We start from the raw sequence: 24,803 nt of genomic DNA, 5'->3' as shown, positions 1-24,803 counted from the left end.
ACACACACCTCGTCTAACTTCTAAAATAAACAAGAATCCCCGCTAATACAACAAGCGAAAGTATACTAATCGTATCTCGTGTCTCCCATTCTAACTTACGATATCTTGTTCTTCCTTCTCCACCCTTATATCCTCGTACTTCCATTGCAGTTGCTAAGTCTTCTGCACGTTTAAAAGCACTCACGAATAACGGTATGAGAAGTGGAACAACCGCATTCATTCTTTCCTTCATACTTCCTGTCGTCATATCAGATCCTCGTGCCATCTGTGCTTTCATAATTTTATCTGTTTCATCCATTAAAGTTGGGATGAATCTTAGCGAGATTGACATCATTAGCGCTAATTCATGCACTGGGAGCTTCCATTTCTTTAAAGGGTTCAATAGTGTCTCTAATGCATCTGTAATCGATATAGGGGTCGTAGTAAGCGTTAGAATGGACGTCAATATTACTAATACGAAAAAACGTATCGAAATAAATATCCCTTGTCTTAAACCTTCCTCATAAATAGATATGAACTTCCATTGAAATATGATGTCGCCTTCACGCGTAAATATTAAATGTAATAAAAACGTGAAAATAATTAGAATTACAACTGGCTTCAAGCCATTTATTAAAAAATAAAGTCGAATCTTGGACATACGGATTATTAAAAATGTAAACACAAGCAAAATACCATATGTAATCCAGTTATTAGCGATAAAAACAATTGCAATAAATAAAAAGACAAAGATTAATTTAGCCCGAGCATCTAATCGATGTATAAAAGAATCCCCTGGTATATAGCGACCAAATATCATTTTCTCAAGCATTATGACTCACGCTCCTTTTTGATAAGGTTCGTAAGTTCTTCTGCCAAGGATTCTTCAGTTAGGCATATAGTAGACAGTTTTTTGCCTGTCATCTTCTCTATCTTTTTTTGAAACTTAACACTTTGTGGTAATTCCAAGCGATAATCTGTTAAACGCTCTTCATTGTTAAAAATCTCATTTGGTGTTCCTTCTAAGACACACTTGCCATTATGCATGATAGCTATACGATCAGCATATCTCGCTGCATCCTCCATGCTATGTGTTACTAAAACTGTGGTCAAACCTTTTTCTTTATGAAGTCGATAAAATAATTCCATTATTTCTTTGCGTCCCCTTGGATCTAATCCAGCTGTTGGCTCATCTAGTACCAGAACTTCTGGGTTCATCGCAAGTACCCCAGCGATTGCCACTCGACGCATCTGTCCCCCTGATAGATCAAAAGGTGATTTCTCTAATACATCTTCAGGCAGTCCTAGCAACTTTACTAATTCAATTGCACGTTTTTTTGCTTCCTCTTCAGAGACTCCAAAATTCATCGGACCAAACATAATATCTTTAAGTACCGTTTCATCAAATAGTTGATGTTCTGGAAATTGAAAAACAATCCCTACTTTTTGTCTAACTTGTCTTAGTTGTTTGTTTTTCTTCTCCGGTTTTACTTCAACATCACCAATTTTAATAGACCCTTCCGTAGGCTTGAGCAATGCATTTAAATGCTGCAAAACAGTTGATTTGCCTGATCCAGTGTGCCCAATGATTGCTTGGTAGCTACCAGAAGGTATATGCAGGTCTACATCATATAATGCTCGTTTTTCAAAAGGTGTATTTTTTGCATAAGCATAGCTTACTTGTTGAAGTATGATGTCCATAAATCATTCACCAACTCTTCTTCTGTCATATGGTCTGCCATTAGTGGAATTCCTTGCGTACGCAATAACCGAGATATATTCATTGTAAATGGCAAATCTAGTCCTAGATCTACTAGTTCCTGTCCTTTTTGGAATATCTCTTCTGGCGTACCCTCTGCATATTTTTCACCATTATTCATCATAATGACTCTATCCGCAAGTAATGCTTCTTCTAAATCATGAGTAATGGAGATAACCGTTAAATCGGTTTCTTCTTTTAGCTGGCGTACAGTAGTGAGAACCTCTTCTCTCCCTTGGGGATCAAGCATGGAAGTAGCTTCATCCAGCAATAAGATTTTTGGCTTTAGTGCTATTGCTCCTGCTATCGCGACACGCTGTTTTTGTCCTCCTGATAAATGATGAGGCTCACTATTCATAAAATCCTTCATTTTCACTTTAACTAATGACTCTTCTACTCGTTCTACCATTTCCTCAAAAGGGATTCCGTTATTTTCTAATGCAAATGCTACATCATCCTGTACTGTGGCTCCAACGAATTGATTATCCGGATTTTGAAAAACCATACCCATTTGTGAACGAGTTTCCCATAGATTCTGTTCGTTCAGTTCTTCCCCAAAAATACGTACTTTTCCCTTCTGAGGAAATAGAAGACCATTCATTAATCTTGCAATCGTCGACTTACCGGATCCGTTATGACCCACTATTGCCACCCACTCACCTGCACGGATTGTGTAAGAAACGTTATTAACTGCTGGTCGAATTTTTTCATCTTCTGCTATATATGTAAAAGTTACTTCTTGTAAAGAAATTATTTCGTTTTTCATCCTTTACCTCCTCTAGCTCAACTCTGCTGTCTAAGTTCATGTAACCATTCTACGATAAAATAAAAAAGCGCGCACCTCATTTTGAGAAATGCGCTCTTCTATAACGGTTTCTTAATTGGCTGCTCAAGACCAATTAGGAAAATGAGGTGCGTAGAGCTAGACGAGTCGCTACTTTCTATAACAAGATTCAGTTGAATCAGATTAAAAGTCCGCTCATCATAACACTCAGCTTTTATATTGTCGTATAAATCTAATAAATATGTTTGAAAAAAGAAGAGGGTGGTAGGAACACCAATTACCCTCTTCAACTTTTAATATTAATCAAATTCGCCTAGGGGCATTAAATTAATTTTACAGTACGTGCAAACGCCTGAAAATTAAACTAACTCAATTACTACTACAGGCGCACCGTCTCCGCGACGAGGTCCAGCTTTCATAATACGAGTATAACCGCCTTGACGGTCTGCATAGCGTGGCGCTACATCATCAAATAATTTTTGCAAAGCAAAAACTGTTGTTTCATTACCTTCTTCATCAGTAGAAGTTGCTACTTCACGACGAATGTAAGCAGCTGCTTGACGACGTGCGTGTAAATCTCCGCGTTTACCTAAAGTGATCATTTTTTCAACAACAGAACGTAATTCTTTTGCACGTGCTTCAGTAGTTTGAAGACGCTCATGAATAATTAGGTCAGTTGTTAAGTCACGTAACATCGCTTTACGTTGAGAACTTGTACGTCCAAGTTTTCTGTAACCCATGGATGTTTCCCTCCTTTGGTGAATAATTCAAATCTAGCTATATCAAAATCGCTTAGTCTTCTTTACGTAATCCTAAGCCAAGCTCATCTAACTTCGCTCTTACTTCTTCTAGAGATTTACGTCCAAGGTTTCTTACTTTCATCATATCGTCTTCTGACTTGTTAGCAAGCTCAAGTACTGTATTAATACCAGCTCGTTTTAAGCAGTTATAAGAACGAACAGAAAGATCAAGTTCTTCAATAGTCATCTCTAATACTTTCTCTTTTTGATCTTCTTCTTTTTCAACCATGATTTCAGCAGTTTGTGCCTCGTTTGTCATCCCTACAAAAATATTCAAGTGCTCTGTTAAAATTTTTGCTCCAAGCGAAATCGCCTCTTTTGGACCGGTGCTGCCATCTGTCCACACATCAAGAGTTAATTTATCGTAGTTTGACAATTGGCCAACACGAGTATTTTCCACTTGAAAATTAACGCGTGAAACTGGAGTATAAATAGAGTCGATCGGGATTACGCCGATAGGAAGATCCTCACGTTTGTTTTGATCAGCAGGAGTGTAGCCACGGCCTCGACCTGCATACATACGCATGCGGAAATGACCATTTTTGCCGATAGTTGCAATATAGAGATCAGGATTCAATATCTCAACGTCACTGTCATGTGTAATGTCAGCAGCTGTAACCGTTCCTTCTCCTTTTACATCAATCTCAATGACTTTTTCTTCGTCAGAGTAGATTTTCAAAGCTAGTTTCTTAACATTCATAATAATAGATGCAACATCTTCCACTACGCCTTCAATAGTTGAAAACTCATGTAAAACGCCATCTATTTGAATAGAAGTAACTGCAGCTCCTGGTAAAGAAGACAGAAGGATACGACGTAAAGAATTCCCCAAAGTATTTCCATAGCCACGTTCTAACGGTTCTACAACAAATTTACCAAATTTGGCATTTTCGCTGATTTCTACACTTTCAATCTTTGGTTTTTCAATTTCGATCATTCCAATTTACCCTCCCTCAAAACATCGAATGTATAGGTTCTTTCCATCATATGAATTCGATCGTTTAACTGATTGCTGTTTGCACAACCTCAGTCTGTACAATAAATGATGTTCTCAAACAACGAGTTTCACCTATTATTACACGCGACGACGTTTTGGTGGACGGCAACCGTTATGTGGTACTGGTGTTACGTCTTTAATAGCTGTAACTTCTAGACCTGCAGCTTGAAGTGCACGGATAGCCGCTTCACGACCAGCACCTGGGCCTTTAACAGTTACTTCTAATGTTTTCAAACCATGTTCCATGGAAGTTTTTGCAGCTGTTTCTGCAGCCATTTGTGCAGCAAATGGAGTAGATTTACGAGAACCTCTAAATCCAAGCGCTCCAGCACTTGACCAAGAAAGTGCATTACCTTGCATGTCTGTGATTGTAACAATTGTATTATTAAATGTAGAGCGGATGTGAGCAATACCGGATTCGATATTCTTTTTCACACGACGCTTACGTGTTTGTTGTTTACGTGCCATGTTAAGAAGAAACCTCCTTTACCGATTATTTTTTCTTGTTCGCAACTGTTTTACGTGGACCTTTACGAGTACGAGCATTGTTCTTCGTATTTTGTCCGCGTACAGGTAAGCCGCGACGGTGACGGATACCACGGAAAGATCCGATTTCCATCAAACGTTTAATGTTTAGTGATACTTCACGACGAAGGTCACCTTCTACTTTGTATACACCGATTTGTTCACGGATTTTGTTTAGCTCATCTTCTGTAAGATCGCGTACACGAGTCTCCTCAGAAATACCAGCTCCAGCCAACACTTTTTGTGAAGTAGTCTTACCAATTCCGTAAATGTATGTTAATGAAATAACAACGCGTTTGTCGCGTGGAATGTCAACACCAGCAATACGTGCCATATGTGTCGTGCACCTCCTTCTTATTAGCCTTGTCTTTGTTTGTGTTTAGGATTTTCACAGATTACCATTACTTTACCGCGTCGGCGAATTACCTTACATTTTTCGCAGATCGGTTTTACAGATGGTCTCACTTTCATCTTAACCTAACCTCCTTAGTAGTCCGGAGTGCAAAAGATTATTTAAAACGGTACGTAATACGACCGCGAGTTAAATCGTAAGGAGATAGTTCAATTGTGACTTTATCTCCAGGTAAAATGCGGATAAAGTGCATACGAATTTTACCCGATACATGCGCAAGTATTGTATGACCGTTTTCTAATTCTACCTTAAACATCGCGTTTGGCAAAGTCTCAACAACTGTTCCTTCGACTTCAATTACATCATCTTTCGCCATCAACCCTGTCTCCCTTCTATATACAAATCAGGTTCTCATCAAAACTCAAACGTAATTTGCTGTTAGTATAGCCTCTAATGGAACGAAACTATTCGTTTTTAGCATATGTTTGGAAATCATGAGAGATGTTCGAAAGACACTCGTAAGGTTTCGCTTGTAGCAATCCACGGCGTAGACTGACTGGTAGAAACCTGTCTCCCTCATGTCAACATATTCGTACGAAAGTGTTGGATGAGTTCCATAGTACCCGTTCGTTACATAGATGCTTCCACGAAACCCATTATACCCCTTAAGTATCGGAAATGCACGTGGACTAGGGGGCCCTCGTTTTTGTTACACTTCTTTCCTTAAGTTCGTATACCGGGCGCAATATGCTTTTGCAGCTCTCGAAAAAAACATTTCGTTCTTTGCATAATGCCCGGTTATTCAGTCAATCTGAGACAGGCACCGGGCTATTAAATGCGGTTGCCCTGTAACAGAGCATCAAGATCAGCAAAAACTTTTGAAATTTCTTGCTGTCCATCTAAATTTGTTAAAACACCTTTGTTGCCATAAAAATCAAGCAAAGGTTGAGTTTGCTTCATATTTACTTCCAGACGGTTAGTAACCGTTTCGGGATTGTCATCCGCTCTTTGATAAAGCTCCCCACCATCTTTGTCACAAACTCCTTCGTTAGCAGGAGGGTTAAAGACTAAATGGTAAGCTGTGCCACACTCTTTACAAATGCGACGGCCAGTTAGACGTTTAATCAATTCTTCTTTTTCAACTTGAATGTTGAGCACATGCTCAATCGATTTTCCAAGATCCGCAAGTAAAGCATCAAGTGCTTCTGCTTGAGGTACTGTTCTTGGGAAACCATCAAGTAAGAATCCTTTTTCACAATCTGGTTTACTCAATCTTTCACGGACAATACCAATCGTTACTTCATCAGGTACTAGCGCACCTTGATCCATAAACGATTTTGCTTTTAAGCCTAGTTCCGTGCCATCTTTAATTGCTGCGCGAAACATATCGCCTGTAGAAATATGAGGGATTGCGTACTTCTCAACAATTTTATCTGCTTGAGTACCTTTACCAGCACCCGGCAGACCCATTAAAACGATATTCATACGGAAATGCCCCCCTCAGGACTATTTTGTAGATTTTTAGGAACTCAGTCGTTCCTAAAAACCAACATTATTTCATAAAGCCTTTATAATGACGCTTAACTAATTGTGATTCTAGCTGTTTCATCGTTTCAAGTGCAACACCTACAACGATTAGTAAGCTTGTTCCGCCAATTTGTGCTGATTGCGGAAGTCCCGCAAATTTAACAAACAATAGAGGCATAATCGCGATTATCGCTAGGAAAATCGAACCTACAAATGTTAATCGATATAATACGCTAGTCAAATAATTTTGTGTGTTAATTCCTGGACGAATACCTGGAATATACGCACCTTGCTTTTTCAAATTGTCAGCTACATTCTCCGGATTCACTTGAATGAATGCATAGAAGTAAGAGAACGCAACGATTAGAGCAATGTAAATCATCATACCAATTGGTTGCGTGTAATCCAATGCATTAGATATGAAATCAGTGACCTTATTTTGACCAAAAAATAAAACAATAGATTGTGGTGCCATAAGGAAAGCTGATGCAAAGATTACTGGAATTACTCCCGCAGCATTTACTTTTAAAGGTAAGTGCGTTTGTTGACCACCCGTTTGAGCAGTACCAGCAACACGTTTCGCATACTGAATCGGAATTTTACGTAACGCTTGTGTTACATAAATTACCCCAACTGTAACTGCGATCACTGCCAATAAAAGTAGAATCATAACGATTATATTGATAAATAGTGCATCTCCAGCATCAACAATTTGTTGTGCATATAATTGGTTTACTGCATTCGGAATTGCAGCAGCGATACCAGCGAAGATAATGATTGAAATACCATTACCAACACCTTTTGCTGTAATCTGCTCACCCAACCACATTAAGAATGCAGTTCCTGCAGTTAACACAATTGCAATAACAAGATATGTCATGATGCCTTCGTCCTTTATTAAAGAACCACTATACATACGGTTGAATCCATAAGACATAGCAATTGCTTGAATAAAAGCTAGGACAATTGTGAAGTAACGAGTGAACTGAGCAAGCTTACGTCTTCCGACTTCCCCTTGTTTCGACCACTCTGTAAACTTTGGTACAACATCCATTTGTAACAATTGAACAATGATGGAAGCTGTGATGTATGGCATGATTCCCATTGCTAAAATAGAGAAATTAGCAAGGGCTCCACCACCAAATGTATTTAAAAATCCGATCAAACCTAATTGATCTGTTTGTTTTAAAACATTTGCATCGACATTCGGTACTGGAACAAATGTACCAATACGGAAGACGATTAACATCAATAAAGTAAAAATGATTTTATTTCGAATATCTCTCACACGCATAAAGTTGGAGATTGTCTGAAACATTAAACCACCTCAGTTTGTCCGCCAGCGTTCTCAATTGCTTCTTTAGCTGACGCAGAGAATTTGTGAGCTTTTACAGTTAACTTTTTGTCAAGTGATCCATTACCAAGAATCTTAATACCAGACTTCTCACTGCTCACAACACCTGTTTCGATTAATAGAGCAGGTGTTACTTCTGTGCCTTCTTCGAAACGATTTAATGTGTCAAGGTTCACAATTGCAAACTCTTTACGATTAATGTTCGTGAATCCACGTTTTGGTAAACGACGGAATAATGGGTTTTGACCGCCCTCAAATCCTGGACGAACCCCACCGCCCGAACGAGCGTTTTGACCTTTATGACCTTTACCTGCAGTTTTACCATTACCAGAACCGATACCACGACCTACGCGATTGCGTGTAGAACGTGATCCTTCTGATGGTTTTAACTCATGTAGTTTCATATGGTGGCACCTCCTTATTCTTAAATTAAACCTTAAATTTCTTTCAAAGTCACTAAGTGAGCTACTTTTTCAACCATTCCGCGGATAGCGGCATTGTCTTGGTGCTCAACTGTTTGGTGCATTTTACGTAGTCCCAGAGCTTCGGCTACTTTACGTTGATTTGGTTTAGTACCAATCAGGCTTTTAGTAAGGGTAATTTCTAATTTAGTTGCCATTGTAATTTCCCCCCCTTATCCTAATAGTTCTTCTACTGATTTACCACGCAATTTAGCAACGTCCTCAGCGCGTTTTAGTTGAGTTAATCCTTCTACTGTAGCACGAACCATGTTGATTGGTGTGTTAGATCCAAGTGATTTAGATAGAATATCAGTGATACCAGCTAATTCTAGTACCGCACGAACCGGTCCACCAGCAATAACTCCTGTACCAGGTGCAGCAGGTTTAACTAGAATAGAACCAGCTCCAAAGCGTCCAATTACTTGGTGAGGAGTTGTTCCGCCAACTCTTGGCACTTCTACTAAATTTTTCTTAGCATCTTCAACCGCTTTACGGATTGCATCTGGAACCTCTTGAGCTTTACCAGTACCAAATCCTACATGTCCATTCTTGTCACCGACAACTACTAATGCAGTAAAACGGAAACGACGTCCACCTTTTACAACTTTAGCAACACGGTTAATCGTAACTACGCGTTCTTCAAGTTCAAGTTTGTTTGGGTCAATACCACGCATGAAATATGTCCCTCCTTCTTCTTAAAATTCTAAGCCGTTTTCACGTGCAGCTTCAGCTAACGCTTTAACACGTCCATGATATAAGTAACCGCCACGGTCGAAAACAACAGATTTGATGTTTTTTTCAACAGCGCGTTTTGCAATGATTTCACCAATTGATTTAGCAGCTTCAACATTTCCAGCTGTTCCATCAAAGTCATTATCCATAGTAGACGCGCTCACAATTGTCAAACCTTTTGAATCATCGATCAGTTGCGCGTAAATATGTTTGTTAGAACGGAATACATTTAAACGCGGACGTTCAGTAGTACCCGTGATTTTTGTACGAACACGTGCATGACGTTTTTTACGAACTTGATTTTTGTCTTGTTTCGTAATCACAGTGGTCACTCCTTTCTAATGCGAGATGCATTATTTACCTGTTTTACCTTCTTTGCGGCGTACAACTTCGCCTACATAACGAATACCTTTACCTTTGTAAGGCTCTGGTGGACGAACAGCACGAATGTTAGATGCTAATGCACCAACGCGTTCTTTGTTAATACCGCGAACGATAATTTTTGTATTAGAAGGAACTTCAACTTCAATTCCATCTTCAGGAGTGAACTCAACTGGATGTGAGTACCCTACATTAAGTACAAGTTTCTTACCTTGTAGTTGTGCACGGTAACCTACCCCAACTAATTCAAGTCCACGTTCAAATCCTGCAGAAACACCAGTGACCATGTTTGCTAATAAAGCACGAGTTGTTCCATGAATTGTACGATGTTCTTTAGATTCTGAAGGACGTACTAAAGTAATTACAGTACCTTCTTGCTCAATTTTAATATCTTGGTTAAAAGATGTTGTTAATTCACCTTTTGGCCCTTTTACTACTACTGTATTATCTTCATTAATAGTTACAGTAACACCTGCAGGAACCTCTATTGGTTTTTTACCTACTCGAGACATTTTGTTGCACCTCCATTCGTTTGTTGATTATTACCAAACGTAAGCTACGATTTCTCCGCCAACTTGTTTAGCGCGAGCTTCTTTATCTGTTAATAAACCATTTGAAGTAGAAACTAAAGCAATTCCTAAACCGTTTAGTACTTTAGGCACTTCGTTTGTTTTAGCGTAAACGCGTAGACCAGGTTTTGAAATACGTTTCAAACCAGTAATAACGCGTTCGTCGTTTTGACCATATTTTAAGAAGATGCGGATGATTCCTTGTTTGCTATCTTCTACATATTCAACATCACGAACGAAACCTTCGCGTTTTAAAATTTCAGCGATTTCCTTTTTCATGTTTGAAGCAGGAACTTCTAATTTCTCGTGACGAACCATGTTAGCATTACGAATGCGTGTAAGCATATCTGCAATTGGATCTGACATTGTCATTACATTTACCTCCTTCCCAGTATAGGGGTTTACCAGCTTGCTTTTTTAACGCCAGGAATTTGTCCCTTGTATGCAAGTTCACGGAAACAAATACGGCAAAGCTTAAATTTACGATATACAGAGTGCGGACGTCCACAACGCTCACAGCGTGTGTATTCTTGCACTTTGAACTTTGGCGTACGTTGTTGTTTAACGATCATTGATTTTTTAGCCACGTTTTCGCCTCCCTTATTTTACTTTTGGAATGGCATGCCGAATTGTGTTAATAACTCACGAGCTTCTTCGTCAGAGTTCGCAGTTGTTACAATTACGATGTCCATACCGCGTACTTTCGAAACTTTATCATAATCGATTTCAGGGAAGATTAATTGCTCTTTAACTCCAAGAGTGTAGTTACCGCGACCGTCAAATGCTTTTTTAGAAACACCACGGAAGTCACGTACACGTGGAAGAGAGATAGAGATTAATTTATCCAAAAAGTCATACATACGTTCACCACGTAGAGTAACTTTTGCACCGATTGGCATTCCTTCACGAAGACGGAATCCAGCGATCGATTTTTTAGCTTTCGTAATTACAGGTTTTTGACCTGCGATGATTTGTAGTTCTTCTACAGCAGCATCAAGTGCTTTTGTGTTAGAAACAGCATCGCCCACACCCATATTGATAACAATTTTATCAACTTTAGGTACTTGCATTACTGAGTTATATTCAAACTTGCTCATAAGAGCAGGAGAAACTTCCTTAAGATATTTTTCTTTTAGGCGGTTCATGTGTGTACCTCCCTTCTTTTTACTTATTTAATAATTTCACCAGATTTTTTCGCAACACGAACTTTTTTGCCATCTTCTACTTTATAACCTACGCGAGTCGGCTCGCCAGTTTTAGGGTCGATTAACATAACATTCGATACGTGAATTGCAGCCTCTTGACTAACAATTCCTCCTTGCGGATTAGCTTGGTTTGGCTTCATATGTTTTTTGATGATGTTTACACCTTCAACTAACACACGGTCTTTCTTAGGATAAGCAGTTAGGATAACACCTGTTTTCCCTTTGTCTTTTCCTGAGATAACCTTTACTTTGTCGCCTTTTTTAACATGCATTCTGTCGCACCTCCTTGATTGGCACTTTCATGTAAATTAAAGAACTTCTGGAGCTAAAGATACGATCTTCATGAAGTTGCTATCGCGTAATTCACGAGCAACAGGTCCAAAAATACGAGTTCCACGTGGCCCTTTATCGTCTTTGATAATTACGCAAGCATTTTCATCAAATTTGATATAAGTACCATCTTTACGGCGTACGCCGCTTTTTGTGCGAACGATAACAGCTTTAACGACGTCACCTTTCTTGACAACGCCACCTGGTGTTGCTTTCTTAACTGTACATACGACGATATCGCCGATGTTAGCAGTTTTACGTCCAGTACCACCAAGTACTTTAATAGTTAAAACTTCACGTGCACCTGAGTTGTCAGCAACTTTCATACGAGTTTCTTGTTGGATCACTTAGGTAACCTCCCTTCGGAATTAATTAGTTCCGAAATTCATTATTAGATAATAACCGCTTTTTCTAAAACTTCTACTAGACGGAAACGTTTTGTAGCAGATAGCGGACGAGTTTCCATGATGCGAACGATATCGCCGATTTGGGCTTCGTTTTGCTCATCATGTGCTTTAAATTTCTTAGAATACTTAACACGTTTACCGTACAATTTATGCTTTTTATGAGTTTCAACTAAAACAGTAATTGTTTTATCCATTTTATCAGAAACTACACGGCCAGTGTATACTTTGCGTTGATTGCGCTCAGTCATGCCTGAAAACCTCCTTTATCAGTTGTTTGCACTGATTTCTCTTTCGCGAATCACAGTTTTCATACGCGCAATCGCTTTACGTACTTCACGAATGCGAGCTGTGTTTTCTAATTGACCAGTCGCCAATTGGAAGCGAAGGTTGAAAAGCTCTTCTTTCAGTGATTTCACTTTTTGTTCGATTTCTGCAGTGGTAAGTTCACGGATGTCATTAGCTTTCATTAGATTCACCACCAATTTCTTGACGTTTAACTACTTTACATTTAACAGGAAGCTTATGTGCTGCTAGTCGAAGTGCTTCACGAGCGATCTCTTCAGATACACCAGCAATTTCAAACATAACTTTTCCTGGTTTTACAACTGCAACCCAACCTTCCGGAGCACCTTTACCGGAACCCATACGAACCTCTAGAGGCTTTTTCGTGTAAGGTTTATGTGGGAAAATTTTAATCCAAACTTTACCGCCACGTTTCATGTAACGTGTCATTGCAATACGAGCTGATTCAATTTGACGGCTTGTGATCCAGCTAGCTTCTGTAGCTTGTAGACCGAATTCACCGAATGAAACTTCTTTACCGCCTTTTGCTTCACCACGCATTTTTCCGCGGTGTTCACGACGATATTTAACGCGTTTAGGCATTAACATATTATTTGCCTCCTTCCTCAGAGTTCTTCTTCACTGGAAGGACTTCACCACGATAGATCCATACTTTTACGCCTAGCTTACCATAAGTTGTGTCAGCTTCAGCATGTGCATAATCAATGTCAGCACGTAATGTATGAAGTGGTACAGTACCTTCACTATAGTGTTCAGCACGCGCGATGTCAGCGCCGCCAAGACGTCCAGATACTTGAGTTTTAATACCTTTAGCGCCTGCACGCATTGTGCGTTGAATTGCTTGTTTTTGAGCGCGACGGAAAGATACGCGGCTTTCTAATTGACGCGCGATGCTTTCTGCTACTAATTTAGCATCTAAGTCTGCTCTTTTAATTTCTACGATGTTGATGTGTACACGCTTGCCAGTAGTATCGTTTAAGTGTTTACGAAGTGCTTCAACTTCAGTACCACCTTTACCGATTACCATTCCTGGTTTCGCAGTGTGAATTGTAATGTTAACACGTTTTGCAGCGCGTTCAATTTCTACTGTAGAAACTGATGCATCTTTCAAACGAGTTTCAATGTACTTACGAATTTTTAAATCTTCGTGTAGTAGAGTTGCATAGTCTTTACCAGCGTACCATTTTGACTCCCAGTCACGAATAATACCTACTCGTAATCCTATTGGATGTACTTTTTGACCCACGAATTATCCCTCCTTCTTCTCAGATACCACTACTGTGATGTGGCTTGTACGTTTGTTAATAGCACTTGCACGACCCATAGCACGTGGACGGAAACGTTTTAGTGTTGGACCTTCGTCAACGAAGACTTCAGAAACAACTAAGTTGTTAACATCTAAATCATAATTGTGCTCAGCGTTAGCGATAGCAGATTTTAATACTTTCTCAACAACAGGTGATGCTGCTTTAGGAGTAAGTTGTAAAATTGCAACTGCTTCACCGACTTGCTTACCTCTGATTAAATCTACGACTAATCTTACTTTACGAGGAGCAATGCGCACTGTTTTAGCAATAGCTTTTGCTTGTGACATTTGAATGACCTCCTCTCAAATTAGCGTCTTGTTTTCTTATCATCTGCACCATGACTTTTATAAGCGCGTGTTGGTGCAAACTCGCCTAGTTTATGACCTACCATATCTTCAGTAACGTATACAGGGACATGTTTACGTCCGTCATATACTGCGATCGTTAATCCGATGAAAGTAGGGAAAATTGTAGAACGGCGAGACCAAGTCTTAATCACTTGTTTTTTCTCAGAGTCCTTTTGTGCATCGACCTTTTTTAATAGATGATCATCTGCAAAAGGTCCTTTTTTCAAGCTACGACCCATGCTGGAACCTCCCTCCGTGATTGCACCACGGTTCTATCTTTGAACCGTAGTAAAACCACTTTATTTTTTACGACGACGAATGATAAGTTTGTCGGATTTGTTTTTCTTGCTACGAGTTTTGTATCCAAGAGTTGGTTTACCCCATGGAGACATAGGTGACTTACGACCGATTGGCGTACGTCCTTCACCACCACCGTGTGGGTGATCGTTAGGGTTCATTACTGATCCACGTACAGTTGGGCGGTTACCTAACCAACGATTACGACCAGCTTTACCAATGTTCACAAGTTCGTGTTGTTCATTTCCTACTTCACCAATAGTTGCACGGCAAACACCTAGGATTAAACGAACCTCACCAGATTGTAAACGTACGATTACGTATTTACCTTCTTTACCAAGTAATTGAGCAGATGTACCAGCAGAACGAACTAACTGACCACCTTTACCAGGTTTCATTTCAATGTTATGGATAGTAGAACCCATTGGAATGTTTTGTAATGGAAGAGCGTTTCCTACTTTAATATCAGCTTCTGGACCTGACACGATTGTCATTCCAACTTCTAAGCCTTTAGGAGCTAGGATGTAACGTTTTTCCCCATCAGCATAATTAATCAATGCGATATTCGCAGAGCGGTTTGGATCATATTCAATAGTGGCAACGCGTCCTGGAATGCCATCTTTGTTTCGTTTGAAATCGATGACACGGTATTGGCGTTTGTGTCCACCACCATGATGACGAACAGTAATTTTACCTTGGTTGTTACGGCCGCCTTTACGCTTCACAGGAGCAAGAAGTGATTTCTCAGGTTTGTCAGTTGTGATTTCAGCGTAATCTAACGTTGTCATGTTACGACGTCCGTTTGTCGTTGGTTTATACTTTTTAATCGCCATTTTTTTCCCTCCTTCTTGAGTATTAAATTCCTTTAATAAGGATTAAATTTCGAATAACTCGATTTCTTTGCTATCAGCAGTTAAGGTAACAATCGCTTTACGGCGTTTGTTTGTATAACCACCGAATTTACCTACACGTTTGAATTTACCTTTGTAGTTCATGATGTTTACTTTTTCAACATCTACTCCAAAGATTTCTTCAACAGCATATTTAACTTGTGTTTTGTTAGCGCGAGTGTCCACTTCAAAAGTGTACTTCTTATCTGCCATTATTTCAGAAGAACGCTCGGTAATGACCGGACGTTTAATAATATCACGTGCTTCCATTAACCAAGCACCTCCTCTACTTTTTCTACTGCAGCTTTAGTCATCACTAATTTTTCGTGACCAACTAAATCTAAAACGTTAATGCCTGTTGCAGACACAACTGTGATACCAGGGATGTTACGTGCTGCTAACGCTACGTTTTCATCTAAATCAGCAGTTACGAATAACGCTTTTTTATCGATGGAAAGGTTAGATAACACTTTCACAAATTCTTTTGTTTTTGGTGCATCAAACGCTAAACCTTCAAGTACTACGATGCTTTCTTCGTTCACTTTAGATGAAAGAGCTGAAAGAAGAGCTAGACGACGTACTTTCTTAGGTAATTTATAGCTGTAACTACGTGGAGTCGGACCAAATACAATACCACCGCCACGCCATTGTGGAGAGCGAATTGAACCTTGACGAGCACGACCAGTTCCTTTTTGTTTCCAAGGTTTACGGCCACCACCAGCTACTTCAGAACGGTTTTTCACTTTGTGATTACCTTGACGAAGTGAAGCGCGTTGAGCAATGATAGCTTCAAATAAAACAGACTCGTTTGGCTCAATACCGAAAACTTTATCGTTTAACTCGATTTCGCCAACAGAAGATCCTGCTTGATTGAATAAAGATACTTTTGCCATTCCTGTTTCCTCCTTTCTTCAGAGATTATTTCGATTTAATAGCAGCTTTTACAACTACTAATGATTTACGAGAACCAGGAACATTACCTTTAACAAGTAGTAAGTTACGTTCTGCATCAACTCTTACGATTTGTAAGTTTTGAATTGTAACTACATGCCCACCCATTTGACCAGGTAATTTCTTTTGTTTAAATACGCGGTTCGGAGCAACTGGCCCCATTGAACCCGGACGACGGTGGTAACGAGATCCGTGAGCCATTGGTCCACGTGATTGTCCATGACGTTTAATAACACCTTGGAAACCTTTACCTTTAGTAACACCTGTTACATCAATTACATCGCCTTCTGCGAAACTTTCAACGTTGACTTCTTGACCAACTTCGTAATTAGCTGTATCCAAGCCGCGGAATTCGCGGATGAAGCGCTTAGGAGCAGTGCTCGCTTTAGCTACGTGCCCTTTCGCAGGTTTATTAGAAAGCTTTTCTCTCTTATCTTCAAAACCTAACTGAATTGCTTCGTAACCGTCTGTTTCAACTGTTTTCTTCTGAAGTACTACGTTTGGAGTAGCTTCAATAACAGTTACAGGGATTAAGTCACCGTTCTCAGCAAATACTTGCGTCATACCGATTTTTCTACCTAAGATTCCTTTGGTCATCCGTCACACCTCCTATAATAATTAATTGTTTTTATTTTTTTACCATTAAAGTTTGATTTCAATATCAACGCCAGATGGTAAGTCAAGCTTCATTAACGCATCAACAGTTTGTGGTGTTGGGTTAACGATATCGATCAGACGTTTATGCGTACGCATTTCGAATTGTTCACGAGAATCTTTATACTTATGAACAGCACGAAGAATTGTGTACACAGACTTCTCAGTCGGAAGTGGAATCGGACCTGATACACTTGCACCTGAACGTTTAGCAGTTTCCACAATTTTCTCAGCAGATTGATCAAGGATTCTGTGATCATACGCTTTCAAACGGATACGAATTTTTTGTTTTGCCATTATTTTCCCTCCTTCTCGCCTATTTTCTAGACATTCTCCACGAAAATTTTCCGTACACTCGCCATGGCAAAGCGGCCGGGTGTGTCGGTAACCTCTCGCTTCATCGCAGTCAAAGACCAACATTCAACATTATATACAAAATAAAATAATTCCGCAAGTGTTTTTACGAAATTCTTTTTAAATGTTGATATATTATTTCTCTTAACTTTTAAAACAGCTTTATTGAGCCGTATTCCAGTATACAAAACTATCGCTATTATTTCAAATGAAACGTCAAATTAATTATTTATCCATACTTTTCTACTATATATAAAGGACGCTCTTCTAAATGAGCGTCCTTGCCATACTTAATTATAGAACAAACACAACCGCAATCCATCCAAAGAGAACTAACGGTATGTTGTAACAAATAAATGTAGGTACACATGTATCCCAAATATGATTATGCTGTCCATCTACACTTAAACCTGCAGTTGGTCCGAGCGTTGAATCGGAAGCTGGTGATCCTGCGTCACCCAATGCTCCTGCTGTTCCAATCAAAGCAATGGTCGCTAATGGACTTAATCCTAGTTCTAATGATAGTGGCACAAAAATAGCAGCTATGATTGGAATGGTAGCAAATGAGGAGCCGATTCCAATCGTTACGATTAATCCTATAATCAACATGATTAATACCGCCAAACTTACATTACCTGCGAGTAAATCTGCGGATGCCTCAACTAATGATTCTACGTGACCAGTGGCAGTTATCACTGCTGCAAATCCGTTTGCAGTAATCATTACAAACCCTACAAACGCCATCATACGCATTCCTTCAGTTAACAATTGATCGGCTTCTTTCCATTTAAGAGCTCCACTTATATATAGAACAGTTATACCTGCTAGAGCACCTGCAATCATGGAATCTGTTTCGATTTGAACGTAAAGCGCCGCGATTAATGAGATAATTGTAAAGACTATACTACTTTTCTTCACATTAACCTCAAGCTCTTCAACTTCAACATCCTCTTGCTTATAAGTTCTCGGCTTACGAAATAAGACAAAAGCTGCTATTAATCCAAAAACCATTCCTAATGCTGGTACTGCCATAGCTGTTGGAATATCATCAAGTGCTATCTCTAGACCAGACAATCCCATTTGTGTTGCTACAATTTGCTGGTAGATTGCGCCAAATCCATACGGAAGGAACATATAAGGTGTGATTAAACCAAATGCTAAAATACATGCAATTAATCGACGATCTACTTGTAACATATTTAAAATTTTTAAAATTGGTGGTACCAACAAAGGTATAAAAGCGATATGGATGGGGATTAAGTTTTGTGAAAAAATAGCCATCATAAGTAACAATAAAAACACTAATACTTTGGCTAATCCTACTTTTTGAGAATCTCCTTTTCTTTTCACTAGCTTTAATATAACCCCTACGAGTAATTCCGGTATACCTGTTCTCGAAATAGCAATTGCAAAGCCCCCTAATAATGCGTAGCTTAGCGCAATAGTCGCTCCTGCGCCTAAACCACCCGTAAATGCCTCAATTGTTTCTGCGACTGATAGGCCGGCTGTAAGACCCCCTATAAGTGCCCCTATAATTAACGAGAATACAACATTTATTCGAAGTAAACTCAATATTAACATTACTCCTACTGCAACTAATACAGCATTCATATTTAACACTCACTTTCACACACTAGATTACTAACTTGATAAAGTTTAATATTTTTCTTCTCGAATGTCAATGCGAAACCCCCTTTGCAATAAGTACAAAGGGGGTTCTGTTCATATAAAGTTCTTAAATGTTCCTTAAAGTGCCTCATTTACTACTTTTCTGTAATAACCAATGGAAAGGAATGCAAAGACTGAATATAAAACTACATAGAAACTCATAGTGATTAACAGTGGTGCTACTAACTCTGTACCAAAAAACATCCAACCGGATTTCACCGCAAAGTAACTATGCGCTAGACCAATAACTAGTGGGATCCCGAAGTCATTCGTAGTTTCTAAATATATAGTTTGAGTTTCTTCTAATTCCGAACGGTCTACTAAACCGATACCCACTTGTTTTTGTCCAGTATGATTGCTGTTGGATTAAGATATCCTTTGATAATTTTTCAAATTGTTCGTCGGTAACAATAATCGTCATACCACCTCCGATCAAATAATAGGCAAGTATGGACTCTTCAATAATATCTTTTATAATGATAGGAACTTCCCCATTAGCAGAAGTATGCTGTACCGGTCTGTTTCCTTCTATTTTTACTATTTCAGACAACATATTGCTAAACCTGTAACGTAACCTTCTCCTTCTTCTAACTTAAGATCAGTTATCATATTTGGGCATCACTTAGCTTAGTTACCCGCATTATGGACTTTGTCATAATACTTAAGCCAGATGGTATATCACTCACATATAAATCCGAAGTATCTACCTCTACATCTAAGAGCTCTATCGATGTTTCGATATAACTAATATCCTTTTCCTCTAATTCTCCTCAAATGGTTGTCCTGACGAATTTCTCTATACCAATGGAAGCCATCAAAAGCAGGCAATTGTATATCTATAATAACTAATTGCGGTTTTTCTTCTATAAATGTATGTATTATTTTTTGGAAGTCTTCAGGTCCAATTACATCAAAAGACCATTGTATAAAGCGATCTCTTACCAAATCAAAAATGGACTGATCATCTTCTACCAACAATATGCTTGTACTAATTGGAAGCACCCCCCTATAAATAGTTACACTATTTTTTGCACAAAAAAAATCCATCTCGTCGTCACGAGATGGATTTTAGCTTGTAATTTATAAATTATTTAGTAATTGTAGCAACTACGCCAGCGCCTACAGTACGTCCACCCTCACGGATAGAGAATTTTGTACCTTCTTCAAGAGCGATAGGAGAGATCAAAGAAACTGTCATTTCGATGTTGTCTCCAGGCATAACCATTTCTACGCCTTCTGGTAAGTTACAAACGCCTGTTACGTCAGTTGTACGGAAGTAGAACTGTGGGCGGTAGTTTGAGAAGAATGGAGTATGACGTCCACCCTCTTCTTTTGAAAGAACATAAACTTCAGCTTTGAAGTCTGTGTGTGGTGTAATTGAACCTGGTTTAGCTAATACTTGACCACGTTGGATGTCTTCACGAGCAACCCCACGAAGTAGAGCACCGATGTTGTCACCAGCTTCTGCATAGTCAAGAAGTTTACGGAACATTTCAACACCTGTTACAGTAGTTGATTTTGCTTCTTCAGTAATACCGATAATGTCTACAACGTCACCAATTTTAACTTGACCACGTTCTACACGTCCAGTAGCAACTGTTCCACGACCAGTGATAGAGAATACATCCTCAACTGGCATCATGAATGGTTTGTCAGTTTGACGTTCTGGAGTTGGGATATAGCTATCTACAGCGTCCATTAATTCAACGATTTTTTCTTCCCATTCTGCTTCGCCTTCAAGAGCTTTAAGAGCAGAACCTTTGATTACTGGAATGTCGTCGCCTGGGAAATCGTATTCAGAAAGAAGGTCACGAATTTCCATTTCAACTAATTCAAGAAGTTCTTCGTCGTCTACCATATCACATTTGTTCATGAATACAACTAGATAAGGAACACCTACTTGACGTGAAAGAAGGATATGCTCACGAGTTTGTGGCATTGGGCCATCAGCAGCAGATACTACTAAAATACCGCCGTCCATTTGAGCTGCACCTGTGATCATGTTTTTAACATAGTCAGCATGTCCTGGGCAGTCTACGTGAGCGTAGTGACGAGTTTCAGTTTCATATTCTACGTGAGAAGTATTGATTGTGATACCGCGTTCTTTTTCTTCAGGTGCGTTGTCGATATCAGCGTATGATTTAGCTGTACCACCCATTTTTTTAGAAAGAACTGTTGCGATAGCAGCAGTTAGAGTTGTTTTACCATGGTCAACGTGTCCGATTGTACCGATGTTAGCATGCGTTTTGGAACGGTCAAATTTTTCTTTAGCCATTAGAGATTGCCTCCTCAGTGATTGTTTGATTTTTTATGATAAAAGCAAGGGACAAGTAGCCCCTTATCTTTCATACACTATAATTTAGTTATACTTTAATATTGGTGAAAATTCAATTATTCACCTTTATGTTTTTTAATAATTTCTTCAGAAATTGATTTTGGAACATCTTCATAGTGATCGAACACCATTGAGAATACTCCACGTCCTTGCGTATTAGAACGTAAAGACGTTGCATATCCGAACATTTCAGCAAGTGGAACCATTGCACGTACTACTTGTGCGTTACCACGAGCGTCCATACCTTCAACGCGACCACGACGAGACGTGATATCACCCATGATGTCTCCTAAATATTCTTCAGGAATAACAACTTCTACCTTCATGATTGGCTCAAGAAGTACTGGGTTTACTTTAGATACAGCATTTTTCAATGCCATAGACGCCGCGATTTTAAATGCCATCTCATTCGAGTCAACATCATGATATGATCCGTCGTATAGTTTAGCTTTAATATCGATTAATGGGAAACCTGCAAGTACCCCATTGTCAAGCGAGTCACGAAGACCTGCTTCAACAGCTGGAATATATTCACGTGGAACTACCCCACCAACGATTGCGTTTTCAAATTCAAAGCCTTTTCCTTCTTCGTTTGGAGAGAACTCAATCCAAACGTGTCCGAATTGTCCACGACCACCAGATTGACGTACAAATTTACCTTCAACTTGTGCGGAATTGCGGAAAGTTTCACGATAAGATACTTGAGGAGCACCTACGTTAGCTTCAACTTTAAATTCACGACGCATACGGTCAACTAAAATATCAAGGTGAAGTTCACCCATACCTGCGATGATAACCTGACCAGTTTCTTGATCAGTATGCACGCGGAATGTTGGATCTTCTTCAGAAAGTTTTTGTAAAGCTTGACCCATTTTATCTTGGTCTGCTTTTGTTTTTGGTTCAACAGAAAGTGAGATAACTGGTTCTGGGAATTCCATAGATTCTAGAATTACTAGAGCTTTTTCATCACATAGTGTATCACCAGTAGTTGTATCTTTTAAACCTACAGCTGCAGCGATGTCTCCAGAGTATACTTGAGAGATCTCTTCACGAGAGTTAGCATGCATTTGTAGAATACGTCCTACACGCTCACGCTTACCTTTTGTAGAGTTTTGCACATATGAACCTGATTGAAGTGTACCAGAATATACACGGAAGAATGTTAGTTTACCAACATAAGGGTCAGTCATTACTTTAAATGCTAATGCAGAGAATGGCTCTGAATCATCAGAATGACGTTCTATTTCCTCTTCAGAATCAGGATCGATACCTTTCATAGGTGGAATATCTAGTGGTGATGGTAGGTATGCAACAACAGCGTCAAGAACTTTTTGAACACCTTTGTTTTTAAATGCAGTACCACATACTACTGGATAGAATTCTACGTTTAGAGTACCTTTACGGATACCTGAAACTAATTCTTCGTTCGTAATTTCTTCTCCACCAAGATATTTTTCCATAAGATCTTCATCAAGTTCAGCAACCGCTTCAACTAATTTTTCACGGTACTCTTCAGCTTGAGCTTTATATTCTTCTGGAATTTCTACTTCTTGGATATCAGTTCCTAAATCATTACCATACACAGTAGCCTTCATTGTTACTAAATCGATAATTCCACTAAATTCATCTTCAGAACCAATTGGTAACTGGATTGGATGAGCGTTAGCTTGTAAACGGTCATGAAGAGTTCCTACAGAATATAGGAAATCTGCTCCCGTTTTATCCATTTTGTTAACAAATACAATACGTGGTACGCCGTAAGTTGTAGCTTGGCGCCATACTGTTTCAGTTTGTGGTTCTACACCAGATTGAGCATCTAGTACTGTAACCGCACCATCAAGAACACGAAGAGAACGTTCAACTTCAACTGTGAAGTCTACGTGTCCTGGTGTATCGATAATGTTTACACGGTGGTTGTCCCAAGCAGCTGTCGTTGCAGCAGAAGTGATTGTAATACCACGTTCTTGTTCTTGCTCCATCCAGTCCATTTGTGATGCACCTTCATGCGTTTCACCAATTTTGTGGATTTTACCAGTGTAATAAAGAATACGCTCCGTAGTAGTCGTTTTACCAGCATCGATGTGAGCCATGATACCGATATTACGTGTTTTTTCTAAGGAGAACTCTCTAGCCATATTGTATTTCTCCTTCCAATTTCGGATTAGAGTATGATTTTTAAATAAATCTTACCAACGATAGTGTGCAAATGCTTTGTTAGCTTCAGCCATTTTGTGCATATCTTCACGTTTCTTAACAGAAGCACCAGTGTTGTTAGATGCATCAAGAATTTCGTTAGCTAAACGTTCTTCCATCGTTTTTTCTCCACGAAGACGTGAATAGTTTACTAAGTAGCGAAGACCTAGTGTTGAACGACGATCAGGACGTACTTCAACTGGTACTTGGTAGTTTGCACCACCAACACGACGAGCACGTACTTCAAGAACAGGCATTACATTGTTTAGTGCAGCTTCGAATACTTCTAAAGCATCTTTACCAGAACGTTCTTTTACAAGTTCAAACGCTCCGTATAGAATTTTTTGAGAAGTACCTCTTTTACCATCAATCATCATTTTGTTGATTAAACGAGTTACTAGCTTTGAATTATAAATTGGATCTGGTAACACGTCACGTTTGGAAACAGGACCTTTACGAGGCATGTGTTTTCCTCCTTTCGACGAATGTCTATTTATTAATTAAGTTCTAAATTAGTTTTTCTTTTCTTTCGGGCGTTTTGCACCGTATAAAGAACGGCTTTGCATACGACCACTAACTCCAGCTGTATCAAGAGCACCACGTACGATATGATAACGTACCCCTGGTAAGTCTTTTACACGTCCTCCGCGGATAAGTACAACACTATGTTCTTGTAGGTTGTGTCCTTCTCCTGGAATATAAGCAGTAACCTCTAACGTATTTGTTAAACGTACACGCGCATATTTACGAAGTGCTGAGTTTGGTTTTTTCGGCGTCATAGTACCAACACGAGTACAAACCCCACGTTTTTGTGGTGAGTTAAGATTTGTAGCTGATTTTTTAAAGCTGTTATAGCCTTTACCTAATGCTGGAGACTTAGATTTCGTGATAATGGATTTACGAGGCTTACGTACCAATTGGTTAATTGTAGGCATCGATTATTCCTCCCTTCATTTGTTCTTGTTAATTCCACACATCCAGGTGGTTCATTTTTTGGGTAAAAACAAAAGTCTTTGTGTTTTACACAAAAACTGTTACACAGTAATAGCTACGACAGATGCGTTTATACGCAATCCACAAGCTTTACCAAGATCTACTTTAGACTCGACATAATAGAAAGGAATATTGTTATCTTTTGCTGTCGACTCCGCAAGAGCAATAATTCTGTCCTCTACATCTCGTGCAATATAAACTTCTTTGACAAGCCCTTTTTTCATTGCTTTTACTGTTTGCTTTGTACCAATGATTGTTTTTTTTGCTTGCTTCACTTTTTCATAAGACATTTTCATATCCTCCAAAGCTACAAGTCAGATAACTATCAACCTTAAATATATTATCATTC

Annotated in this window: 40 protein-coding genes and 1 pseudogene; all 41 read right to left on the bottom strand. The window is 39.2% G+C overall.

The window, feature by feature from the left end:
- Positions 1 to 13: 13 nt before the first annotated feature.
- The 41 genes and pseudogenes from WAX74_RS16080 to WAX74_RS15885 all read right to left on the bottom strand — a co-directional run bounded on the left by WAX74_RS16080 (position 14) and on the right by WAX74_RS15885 (position 24,744).
- Positions 14 to 811 (bottom strand): energy-coupling factor transporter transmembrane component T family protein, encoded by a 798-nt coding sequence (locus tag WAX74_RS16080; RefSeq protein WP_336498679.1) that lies wholly within the window; start codon positions 809 to 811, stop codon positions 14 to 16.
- Positions 811 to 1,680, bottom strand: a complete 870-nt coding sequence (locus WAX74_RS16075) for an energy-coupling factor ABC transporter ATP-binding protein (RefSeq protein ID WP_336498678.1) — start codon at positions 1,678 to 1,680, stop codon at positions 811 to 813. Before WAX74_RS16075 ends, WAX74_RS16080 begins: the two co-directional genes overlap by 1 nt.
- The gene (locus WAX74_RS16070) at positions 1,656 to 2,504 is read right to left on the bottom strand and encodes an energy-coupling factor ABC transporter ATP-binding protein (protein WP_336498677.1); all 849 of its coding nucleotides are present in this window, start codon (positions 2,502 to 2,504) and stop codon (positions 1,656 to 1,658) included. The genes WAX74_RS16075 and WAX74_RS16070 overlap by 25 nt, the downstream gene beginning before the upstream one ends.
- A gap of 377 nt (positions 2,505 to 2,881) precedes the next feature.
- The gene (gene rplQ, locus WAX74_RS16065; protein ID WP_336498676.1) at positions 2,882 to 3,262 is read right to left on the bottom strand and encodes a 50S ribosomal protein L17; all 381 of its coding nucleotides are present in this window, start codon (positions 3,260 to 3,262) and stop codon (positions 2,882 to 2,884) included.
- A gap of 52 nt (positions 3,263 to 3,314) precedes the next feature.
- A complete protein-coding gene (locus WAX74_RS16060; RefSeq protein ID WP_336498675.1) occupies positions 3,315 to 4,259 on the bottom strand; it encodes a DNA-directed RNA polymerase subunit alpha in 945 nt (314 codons plus the stop codon).
- 138 nt (positions 4,260 to 4,397) lie between these two features.
- Positions 4,398 to 4,787, bottom strand: a complete 390-nt coding sequence (rpsK, locus tag WAX74_RS16055) for a 30S ribosomal protein S11 (protein ID WP_053591340.1) — start codon at positions 4,785 to 4,787, stop codon at positions 4,398 to 4,400.
- Positions 4,788 to 4,812: 25 nt separating this feature from the next.
- Positions 4,813 to 5,178 (bottom strand): 30S ribosomal protein S13, encoded by a 366-nt coding sequence (gene rpsM / locus WAX74_RS16050; RefSeq protein ID WP_336498674.1) that lies wholly within the window; start codon positions 5,176 to 5,178, stop codon positions 4,813 to 4,815.
- Between the two features lie 23 nt (positions 5,179 to 5,201).
- Positions 5,202 to 5,315, bottom strand: a complete 114-nt coding sequence (gene rpmJ, locus WAX74_RS16045) for a 50S ribosomal protein L36 (protein WP_003247619.1) — start codon at positions 5,313 to 5,315, stop codon at positions 5,202 to 5,204.
- A gap of 38 nt (positions 5,316 to 5,353) precedes the next feature.
- Positions 5,354 to 5,572 carry a translation initiation factor IF-1 gene (infA, locus tag WAX74_RS16040; protein WP_016429904.1) on the bottom strand — a complete coding sequence of 73 codons (219 nt, stop codon included), beginning with the start codon at positions 5,570 to 5,572 and terminating at the stop codon, positions 5,354 to 5,356.
- A 455-nt stretch (positions 5,573 to 6,027) separates the two neighbouring features.
- Complete coding sequence (locus WAX74_RS16035) at positions 6,028 to 6,681, bottom strand: adenylate kinase (protein WP_336498673.1); 654 nt, start codon at positions 6,679 to 6,681, stop codon at positions 6,028 to 6,030.
- A gap of 67 nt (positions 6,682 to 6,748) precedes the next feature.
- Positions 6,749 to 8,041: a preprotein translocase subunit SecY gene (secY, locus tag WAX74_RS16030; RefSeq protein ID WP_336498672.1), complete on the bottom strand. Its 1,293-nt coding sequence runs from the start codon at positions 8,039 to 8,041 to the stop codon at positions 6,749 to 6,751.
- Positions 8,041 to 8,481 (bottom strand): 50S ribosomal protein L15, encoded by a 441-nt coding sequence (gene rplO, locus WAX74_RS16025; RefSeq protein WP_053591336.1) that lies wholly within the window; start codon positions 8,479 to 8,481, stop codon positions 8,041 to 8,043. The genes secY and rplO overlap by 1 nt, the downstream gene beginning before the upstream one ends.
- 32 nt (positions 8,482 to 8,513) lie before the next feature.
- The gene (rpmD, locus tag WAX74_RS16020) at positions 8,514 to 8,696 is read right to left on the bottom strand and encodes a 50S ribosomal protein L30 (RefSeq protein WP_336498671.1); all 183 of its coding nucleotides are present in this window, start codon (positions 8,694 to 8,696) and stop codon (positions 8,514 to 8,516) included.
- Between the two features lie 15 nt (positions 8,697 to 8,711).
- Positions 8,712 to 9,212 carry a 30S ribosomal protein S5 gene (rpsE, locus tag WAX74_RS16015; RefSeq protein WP_336498670.1) on the bottom strand — a complete coding sequence of 167 codons (501 nt, stop codon included), beginning with the start codon at positions 9,210 to 9,212 and terminating at the stop codon, positions 8,712 to 8,714.
- Positions 9,213 to 9,233: 21 nt separating this feature from the next.
- Positions 9,234 to 9,593, bottom strand: coding sequence for a 50S ribosomal protein L18 (gene rplR / locus WAX74_RS16010; protein WP_336498669.1), 360 nt, complete (start codon positions 9,591 to 9,593; stop codon positions 9,234 to 9,236).
- Between the two features lie 30 nt (positions 9,594 to 9,623).
- The gene (gene rplF, locus WAX74_RS16005) at positions 9,624 to 10,163 is read right to left on the bottom strand and encodes a 50S ribosomal protein L6 (RefSeq protein ID WP_336498668.1); all 540 of its coding nucleotides are present in this window, start codon (positions 10,161 to 10,163) and stop codon (positions 9,624 to 9,626) included.
- Between the two features lie 30 nt (positions 10,164 to 10,193).
- Positions 10,194 to 10,592: a 30S ribosomal protein S8 gene (gene rpsH, locus WAX74_RS16000; protein WP_053591331.1), complete on the bottom strand. Its 399-nt coding sequence runs from the start codon at positions 10,590 to 10,592 to the stop codon at positions 10,194 to 10,196.
- A gap of 29 nt (positions 10,593 to 10,621) precedes the next feature.
- Positions 10,622 to 10,807: a 30S ribosomal protein S14 gene (gene rpsN / locus WAX74_RS15995; RefSeq protein WP_053591330.1), complete on the bottom strand. Its 186-nt coding sequence runs from the start codon at positions 10,805 to 10,807 to the stop codon at positions 10,622 to 10,624.
- A gap of 18 nt (positions 10,808 to 10,825) precedes the next feature.
- Entirely contained in the window at positions 10,826 to 11,365 is a 540-nt protein-coding gene (gene rplE / locus WAX74_RS15990) for a 50S ribosomal protein L5 (protein WP_336498667.1), read from the bottom strand.
- 23 nt (positions 11,366 to 11,388) lie between these two features.
- The gene (rplX, locus tag WAX74_RS15985; RefSeq protein WP_336498666.1) at positions 11,389 to 11,697 is read right to left on the bottom strand and encodes a 50S ribosomal protein L24; all 309 of its coding nucleotides are present in this window, start codon (positions 11,695 to 11,697) and stop codon (positions 11,389 to 11,391) included.
- Between the two features lie 36 nt (positions 11,698 to 11,733).
- Positions 11,734 to 12,102: a 50S ribosomal protein L14 gene (gene rplN, locus WAX74_RS15980; RefSeq protein WP_053591327.1), complete on the bottom strand. Its 369-nt coding sequence runs from the start codon at positions 12,100 to 12,102 to the stop codon at positions 11,734 to 11,736.
- Between the two features lie 44 nt (positions 12,103 to 12,146).
- Complete coding sequence (gene rpsQ, locus WAX74_RS15975; RefSeq protein WP_336498665.1) at positions 12,147 to 12,410, bottom strand: 30S ribosomal protein S17; 264 nt, start codon at positions 12,408 to 12,410, stop codon at positions 12,147 to 12,149.
- A gap of 18 nt (positions 12,411 to 12,428) precedes the next feature.
- A complete protein-coding gene (gene rpmC, locus WAX74_RS15970; RefSeq protein WP_053591325.1) occupies positions 12,429 to 12,629 on the bottom strand; it encodes a 50S ribosomal protein L29 in 201 nt (66 codons plus the stop codon).
- Positions 12,619 to 13,053 carry a 50S ribosomal protein L16 gene (gene rplP / locus WAX74_RS15965; protein ID WP_336498664.1) on the bottom strand — a complete coding sequence of 145 codons (435 nt, stop codon included), beginning with the start codon at positions 13,051 to 13,053 and terminating at the stop codon, positions 12,619 to 12,621. The genes rpmC and rplP overlap by 11 nt, the downstream gene beginning before the upstream one ends.
- Before the next feature lies 1 nt (position 13,054).
- On the bottom strand, positions 13,055 to 13,711 hold the full coding sequence (gene rpsC / locus WAX74_RS15960) for a 30S ribosomal protein S3 (protein WP_053591323.1): 657 nt from the start codon (positions 13,709 to 13,711) through the stop codon (positions 13,055 to 13,057).
- Positions 13,712 to 13,714: 3 nt separating this feature from the next.
- Positions 13,715 to 14,059 (bottom strand): 50S ribosomal protein L22, encoded by a 345-nt coding sequence (rplV, locus tag WAX74_RS15955; protein WP_053591322.1) that lies wholly within the window; start codon positions 14,057 to 14,059, stop codon positions 13,715 to 13,717.
- A gap of 20 nt (positions 14,060 to 14,079) precedes the next feature.
- Positions 14,080 to 14,358, bottom strand: coding sequence for a 30S ribosomal protein S19 (gene rpsS / locus WAX74_RS15950; protein ID WP_090567829.1), 279 nt, complete (start codon positions 14,356 to 14,358; stop codon positions 14,080 to 14,082).
- 60 nt (positions 14,359 to 14,418) lie between these two features.
- Complete coding sequence (rplB, locus tag WAX74_RS15945) at positions 14,419 to 15,249, bottom strand: 50S ribosomal protein L2 (protein WP_336498663.1); 831 nt, start codon at positions 15,247 to 15,249, stop codon at positions 14,419 to 14,421.
- A gap of 42 nt (positions 15,250 to 15,291) precedes the next feature.
- Complete coding sequence (gene rplW / locus WAX74_RS15940; protein ID WP_336498662.1) at positions 15,292 to 15,576, bottom strand: 50S ribosomal protein L23; 285 nt, start codon at positions 15,574 to 15,576, stop codon at positions 15,292 to 15,294.
- Positions 15,576 to 16,199: a 50S ribosomal protein L4 gene (gene rplD / locus WAX74_RS15935; protein WP_053591318.1), complete on the bottom strand. Its 624-nt coding sequence runs from the start codon at positions 16,197 to 16,199 to the stop codon at positions 15,576 to 15,578. The genes rplW and rplD overlap by 1 nt, the downstream gene beginning before the upstream one ends.
- Before the next feature lie 25 nt (positions 16,200 to 16,224).
- On the bottom strand, positions 16,225 to 16,854 hold the full coding sequence (gene rplC / locus WAX74_RS15930; protein ID WP_053591317.1) for a 50S ribosomal protein L3: 630 nt from the start codon (positions 16,852 to 16,854) through the stop codon (positions 16,225 to 16,227).
- 45 nt (positions 16,855 to 16,899) lie between these two features.
- Positions 16,900 to 17,208, bottom strand: coding sequence for a 30S ribosomal protein S10 (gene rpsJ, locus WAX74_RS15925; RefSeq protein WP_004233624.1), 309 nt, complete (start codon positions 17,206 to 17,208; stop codon positions 16,900 to 16,902).
- Between the two features lie 351 nt (positions 17,209 to 17,559).
- Positions 17,560 to 18,876 carry a Na+/H+ antiporter family protein gene (locus WAX74_RS15920; RefSeq protein ID WP_336498661.1) on the bottom strand — a complete coding sequence of 439 codons (1,317 nt, stop codon included), beginning with the start codon at positions 18,874 to 18,876 and terminating at the stop codon, positions 17,560 to 17,562.
- 135 nt (positions 18,877 to 19,011) lie between these two features.
- Positions 19,012 to 19,200 (bottom strand): annotated as a pseudogene (locus WAX74_RS21055) (hypothetical protein); the annotation flags it as partial.
- On the bottom strand, positions 19,199 to 19,486 hold the full coding sequence (locus WAX74_RS15915; protein ID WP_336498660.1) for a hypothetical protein: 288 nt from the start codon (positions 19,484 to 19,486) through the stop codon (positions 19,199 to 19,201). The pseudogene WAX74_RS21055 and the gene WAX74_RS15915, both read right to left, overlap by 2 nt.
- Positions 19,487 to 19,677: 191 nt before the next feature.
- Complete coding sequence (locus tag WAX74_RS15910; protein ID WP_336498659.1) at positions 19,678 to 19,908, bottom strand: response regulator; 231 nt, start codon at positions 19,906 to 19,908, stop codon at positions 19,678 to 19,680.
- A gap of 112 nt (positions 19,909 to 20,020) precedes the next feature.
- Positions 20,021 to 21,208, bottom strand: a complete 1,188-nt coding sequence (gene tuf, locus WAX74_RS15905) for an elongation factor Tu (protein ID WP_336498658.1) — start codon at positions 21,206 to 21,208, stop codon at positions 20,021 to 20,023.
- Between the two features lie 116 nt (positions 21,209 to 21,324).
- Positions 21,325 to 23,403 carry an elongation factor G gene (fusA, locus tag WAX74_RS15900; protein WP_336498657.1) on the bottom strand — a complete coding sequence of 693 codons (2,079 nt, stop codon included), beginning with the start codon at positions 23,401 to 23,403 and terminating at the stop codon, positions 21,325 to 21,327.
- Between the two features lie 51 nt (positions 23,404 to 23,454).
- Positions 23,455 to 23,925 (bottom strand): 30S ribosomal protein S7, encoded by a 471-nt coding sequence (gene rpsG / locus WAX74_RS15895; RefSeq protein ID WP_336498656.1) that lies wholly within the window; start codon positions 23,923 to 23,925, stop codon positions 23,455 to 23,457.
- A gap of 48 nt (positions 23,926 to 23,973) precedes the next feature.
- The gene (gene rpsL / locus WAX74_RS15890; RefSeq protein ID WP_336498655.1) at positions 23,974 to 24,396 is read right to left on the bottom strand and encodes a 30S ribosomal protein S12; all 423 of its coding nucleotides are present in this window, start codon (positions 24,394 to 24,396) and stop codon (positions 23,974 to 23,976) included.
- Between the two features lie 99 nt (positions 24,397 to 24,495).
- Positions 24,496 to 24,744, bottom strand: coding sequence for a ribosomal L7Ae/L30e/S12e/Gadd45 family protein (locus WAX74_RS15885; RefSeq protein WP_336498654.1), 249 nt, complete (start codon positions 24,742 to 24,744; stop codon positions 24,496 to 24,498).
- Positions 24,745 to 24,803 lie beyond the last annotated feature (59 nt).

It is taken from the genome of Psychrobacillus mangrovi, from assembly GCF_037104765.1.
GTDB classification, from domain to species: Bacteria; Bacillota; Bacilli; order Bacillales_A; family Planococcaceae; genus Psychrobacillus; species Psychrobacillus mangrovi.
Note: the sequence above shows the minus strand (reverse complement) of the source record. Positions and strands in the feature narration are given on the sequence as shown.

Coding starts and splice junctions, on each gene's coding strand:
- WAX74_RS16080 (WP_336498679.1), bottom strand. CDS start 811: ATGCTTGAGAAAATGATATTTGGTCGCTATATACCAGGGGATTCTTTT.
- WAX74_RS16075 (WP_336498678.1), bottom strand. CDS start 1,680: ATGGACATCATACTTCAACAAGTAAGCTATGCTTATGCAAAAAATACA.
- WAX74_RS16070 (WP_336498677.1), bottom strand. CDS start 2,504: ATGAAAAACGAAATAATTTCTTTACAAGAAGTAACTTTTACATATATA.
- rplQ (WP_336498676.1), bottom strand. CDS start 3,262: ATGGGTTACAGAAAACTTGGACGTACAAGTTCTCAACGTAAAGCGATG.
- WAX74_RS16060 (WP_336498675.1), bottom strand. CDS start 4,259: ATGATCGAAATTGAAAAACCAAAGATTGAAAGTGTAGAAATCAGCGAA.
- rpsK (WP_053591340.1), bottom strand. CDS start 4,787: ATGGCACGTAAACAACAAACACGTAAGCGTCGTGTGAAAAAGAATATC.
- rpsM (WP_336498674.1), bottom strand. CDS start 5,178: ATGGCACGTATTGCTGGTGTTGACATTCCACGCGACAAACGCGTTGTT.
- rpmJ (WP_003247619.1), bottom strand. CDS start 5,315: ATGAAAGTGAGACCATCTGTAAAACCGATCTGCGAAAAATGTAAGGTA.
- infA (WP_016429904.1), bottom strand. CDS start 5,572: ATGGCGAAAGATGATGTAATTGAAGTCGAAGGAACAGTTGTTGAGACT.
- WAX74_RS16035 (WP_336498673.1), bottom strand. CDS start 6,681: ATGAATATCGTTTTAATGGGTCTGCCGGGTGCTGGTAAAGGTACTCAA.
- secY (WP_336498672.1), bottom strand. CDS start 8,041: ATGTTTCAGACAATCTCCAACTTTATGCGTGTGAGAGATATTCGAAAT.
- rplO (WP_053591336.1), bottom strand. CDS start 8,481: ATGAAACTACATGAGTTAAAACCATCAGAAGGATCACGTTCTACACGC.
- rpmD (WP_336498671.1), bottom strand. CDS start 8,696: ATGGCAACTAAATTAGAAATTACCCTTACTAAAAGCCTGATTGGTACT.
- rpsE (WP_336498670.1), bottom strand. CDS start 9,212: ATGCGTGGTATTGACCCAAACAAACTTGAACTTGAAGAACGCGTAGTT.
- rplF (WP_336498668.1), bottom strand. CDS start 10,163: ATGTCTCGAGTAGGTAAAAAACCAATAGAGGTTCCTGCAGGTGTTACT.
- rpsH (WP_053591331.1), bottom strand. CDS start 10,592: ATGACAATGTCAGATCCAATTGCAGATATGCTTACACGCATTCGTAAT.
- rplE (WP_336498667.1), bottom strand. CDS start 11,365: ATGAACCGCCTAAAAGAAAAATATCTTAAGGAAGTTTCTCCTGCTCTT.
- rplX (WP_336498666.1), bottom strand. CDS start 11,697: ATGCATGTTAAAAAAGGCGACAAAGTAAAGGTTATCTCAGGAAAAGAC.
- rpsQ (WP_336498665.1), bottom strand. CDS start 12,410: ATGACTGAGCGCAATCAACGCAAAGTATACACTGGCCGTGTAGTTTCT.
- rpmC (WP_053591325.1), bottom strand. CDS start 12,629: ATGAAAGCTAATGACATCCGTGAACTTACCACTGCAGAAATCGAACAA.
- rplP (WP_336498664.1), bottom strand. CDS start 13,053: ATGTTAATGCCTAAACGCGTTAAATATCGTCGTGAACACCGCGGAAAA.
- rplV (WP_053591322.1), bottom strand. CDS start 14,059: ATGTCACAAGCAAAAGCTATTGCTAAAACAGTGCGCATTGCTCCTCGT.
- rpsS (WP_090567829.1), bottom strand. CDS start 14,358: ATGGGTCGTAGCTTGAAAAAAGGACCTTTTGCAGATGATCATCTATTA.
- rplB (WP_336498663.1), bottom strand. CDS start 15,249: ATGGCGATTAAAAAGTATAAACCAACGACAAACGGACGTCGTAACATG.
- rplW (WP_336498662.1), bottom strand. CDS start 15,576: ATGGAAGCACGTGATATTATTAAACGTCCGGTCATTACCGAGCGTTCT.
- rplD (WP_053591318.1), bottom strand. CDS start 16,199: ATGGCAAAAGTATCTTTATTCAATCAAGCAGGATCTTCTGTTGGCGAA.
- rplC (WP_053591317.1), bottom strand. CDS start 16,854: ATGACCAAAGGAATCTTAGGTAGAAAAATCGGTATGACGCAAGTATTT.
- rpsJ (WP_004233624.1), bottom strand. CDS start 17,208: ATGGCAAAACAAAAAATTCGTATCCGTTTGAAAGCGTATGATCACAGA.
- WAX74_RS15920 (WP_336498661.1), bottom strand. CDS start 18,876: ATGAATGCTGTATTAGTTGCAGTAGGAGTAATGTTAATATTGAGTTTA.
- WAX74_RS15915 (WP_336498660.1), bottom strand. CDS start 19,486: ATGTTGTCTGAAATAGTAAAAATAGAAGGAAACAGACCGGTACAGCAT.
- tuf (WP_336498658.1), bottom strand. CDS start 21,208: ATGGCTAAAGAAAAATTTGACCGTTCCAAAACGCATGCTAACATCGGT.
- fusA (WP_336498657.1), bottom strand. CDS start 23,403: ATGGCTAGAGAGTTCTCCTTAGAAAAAACACGTAATATCGGTATCATG.
- rpsG (WP_336498656.1), bottom strand. CDS start 23,925: ATGCCTCGTAAAGGTCCTGTTTCCAAACGTGACGTGTTACCAGATCCA.
- rpsL (WP_336498655.1), bottom strand. CDS start 24,396: ATGCCTACAATTAACCAATTGGTACGTAAGCCTCGTAAATCCATTATC.
- WAX74_RS15885 (WP_336498654.1), bottom strand. CDS start 24,744: ATGTCTTATGAAAAAGTGAAGCAAGCAAAAAAAACAATCATTGGTACA.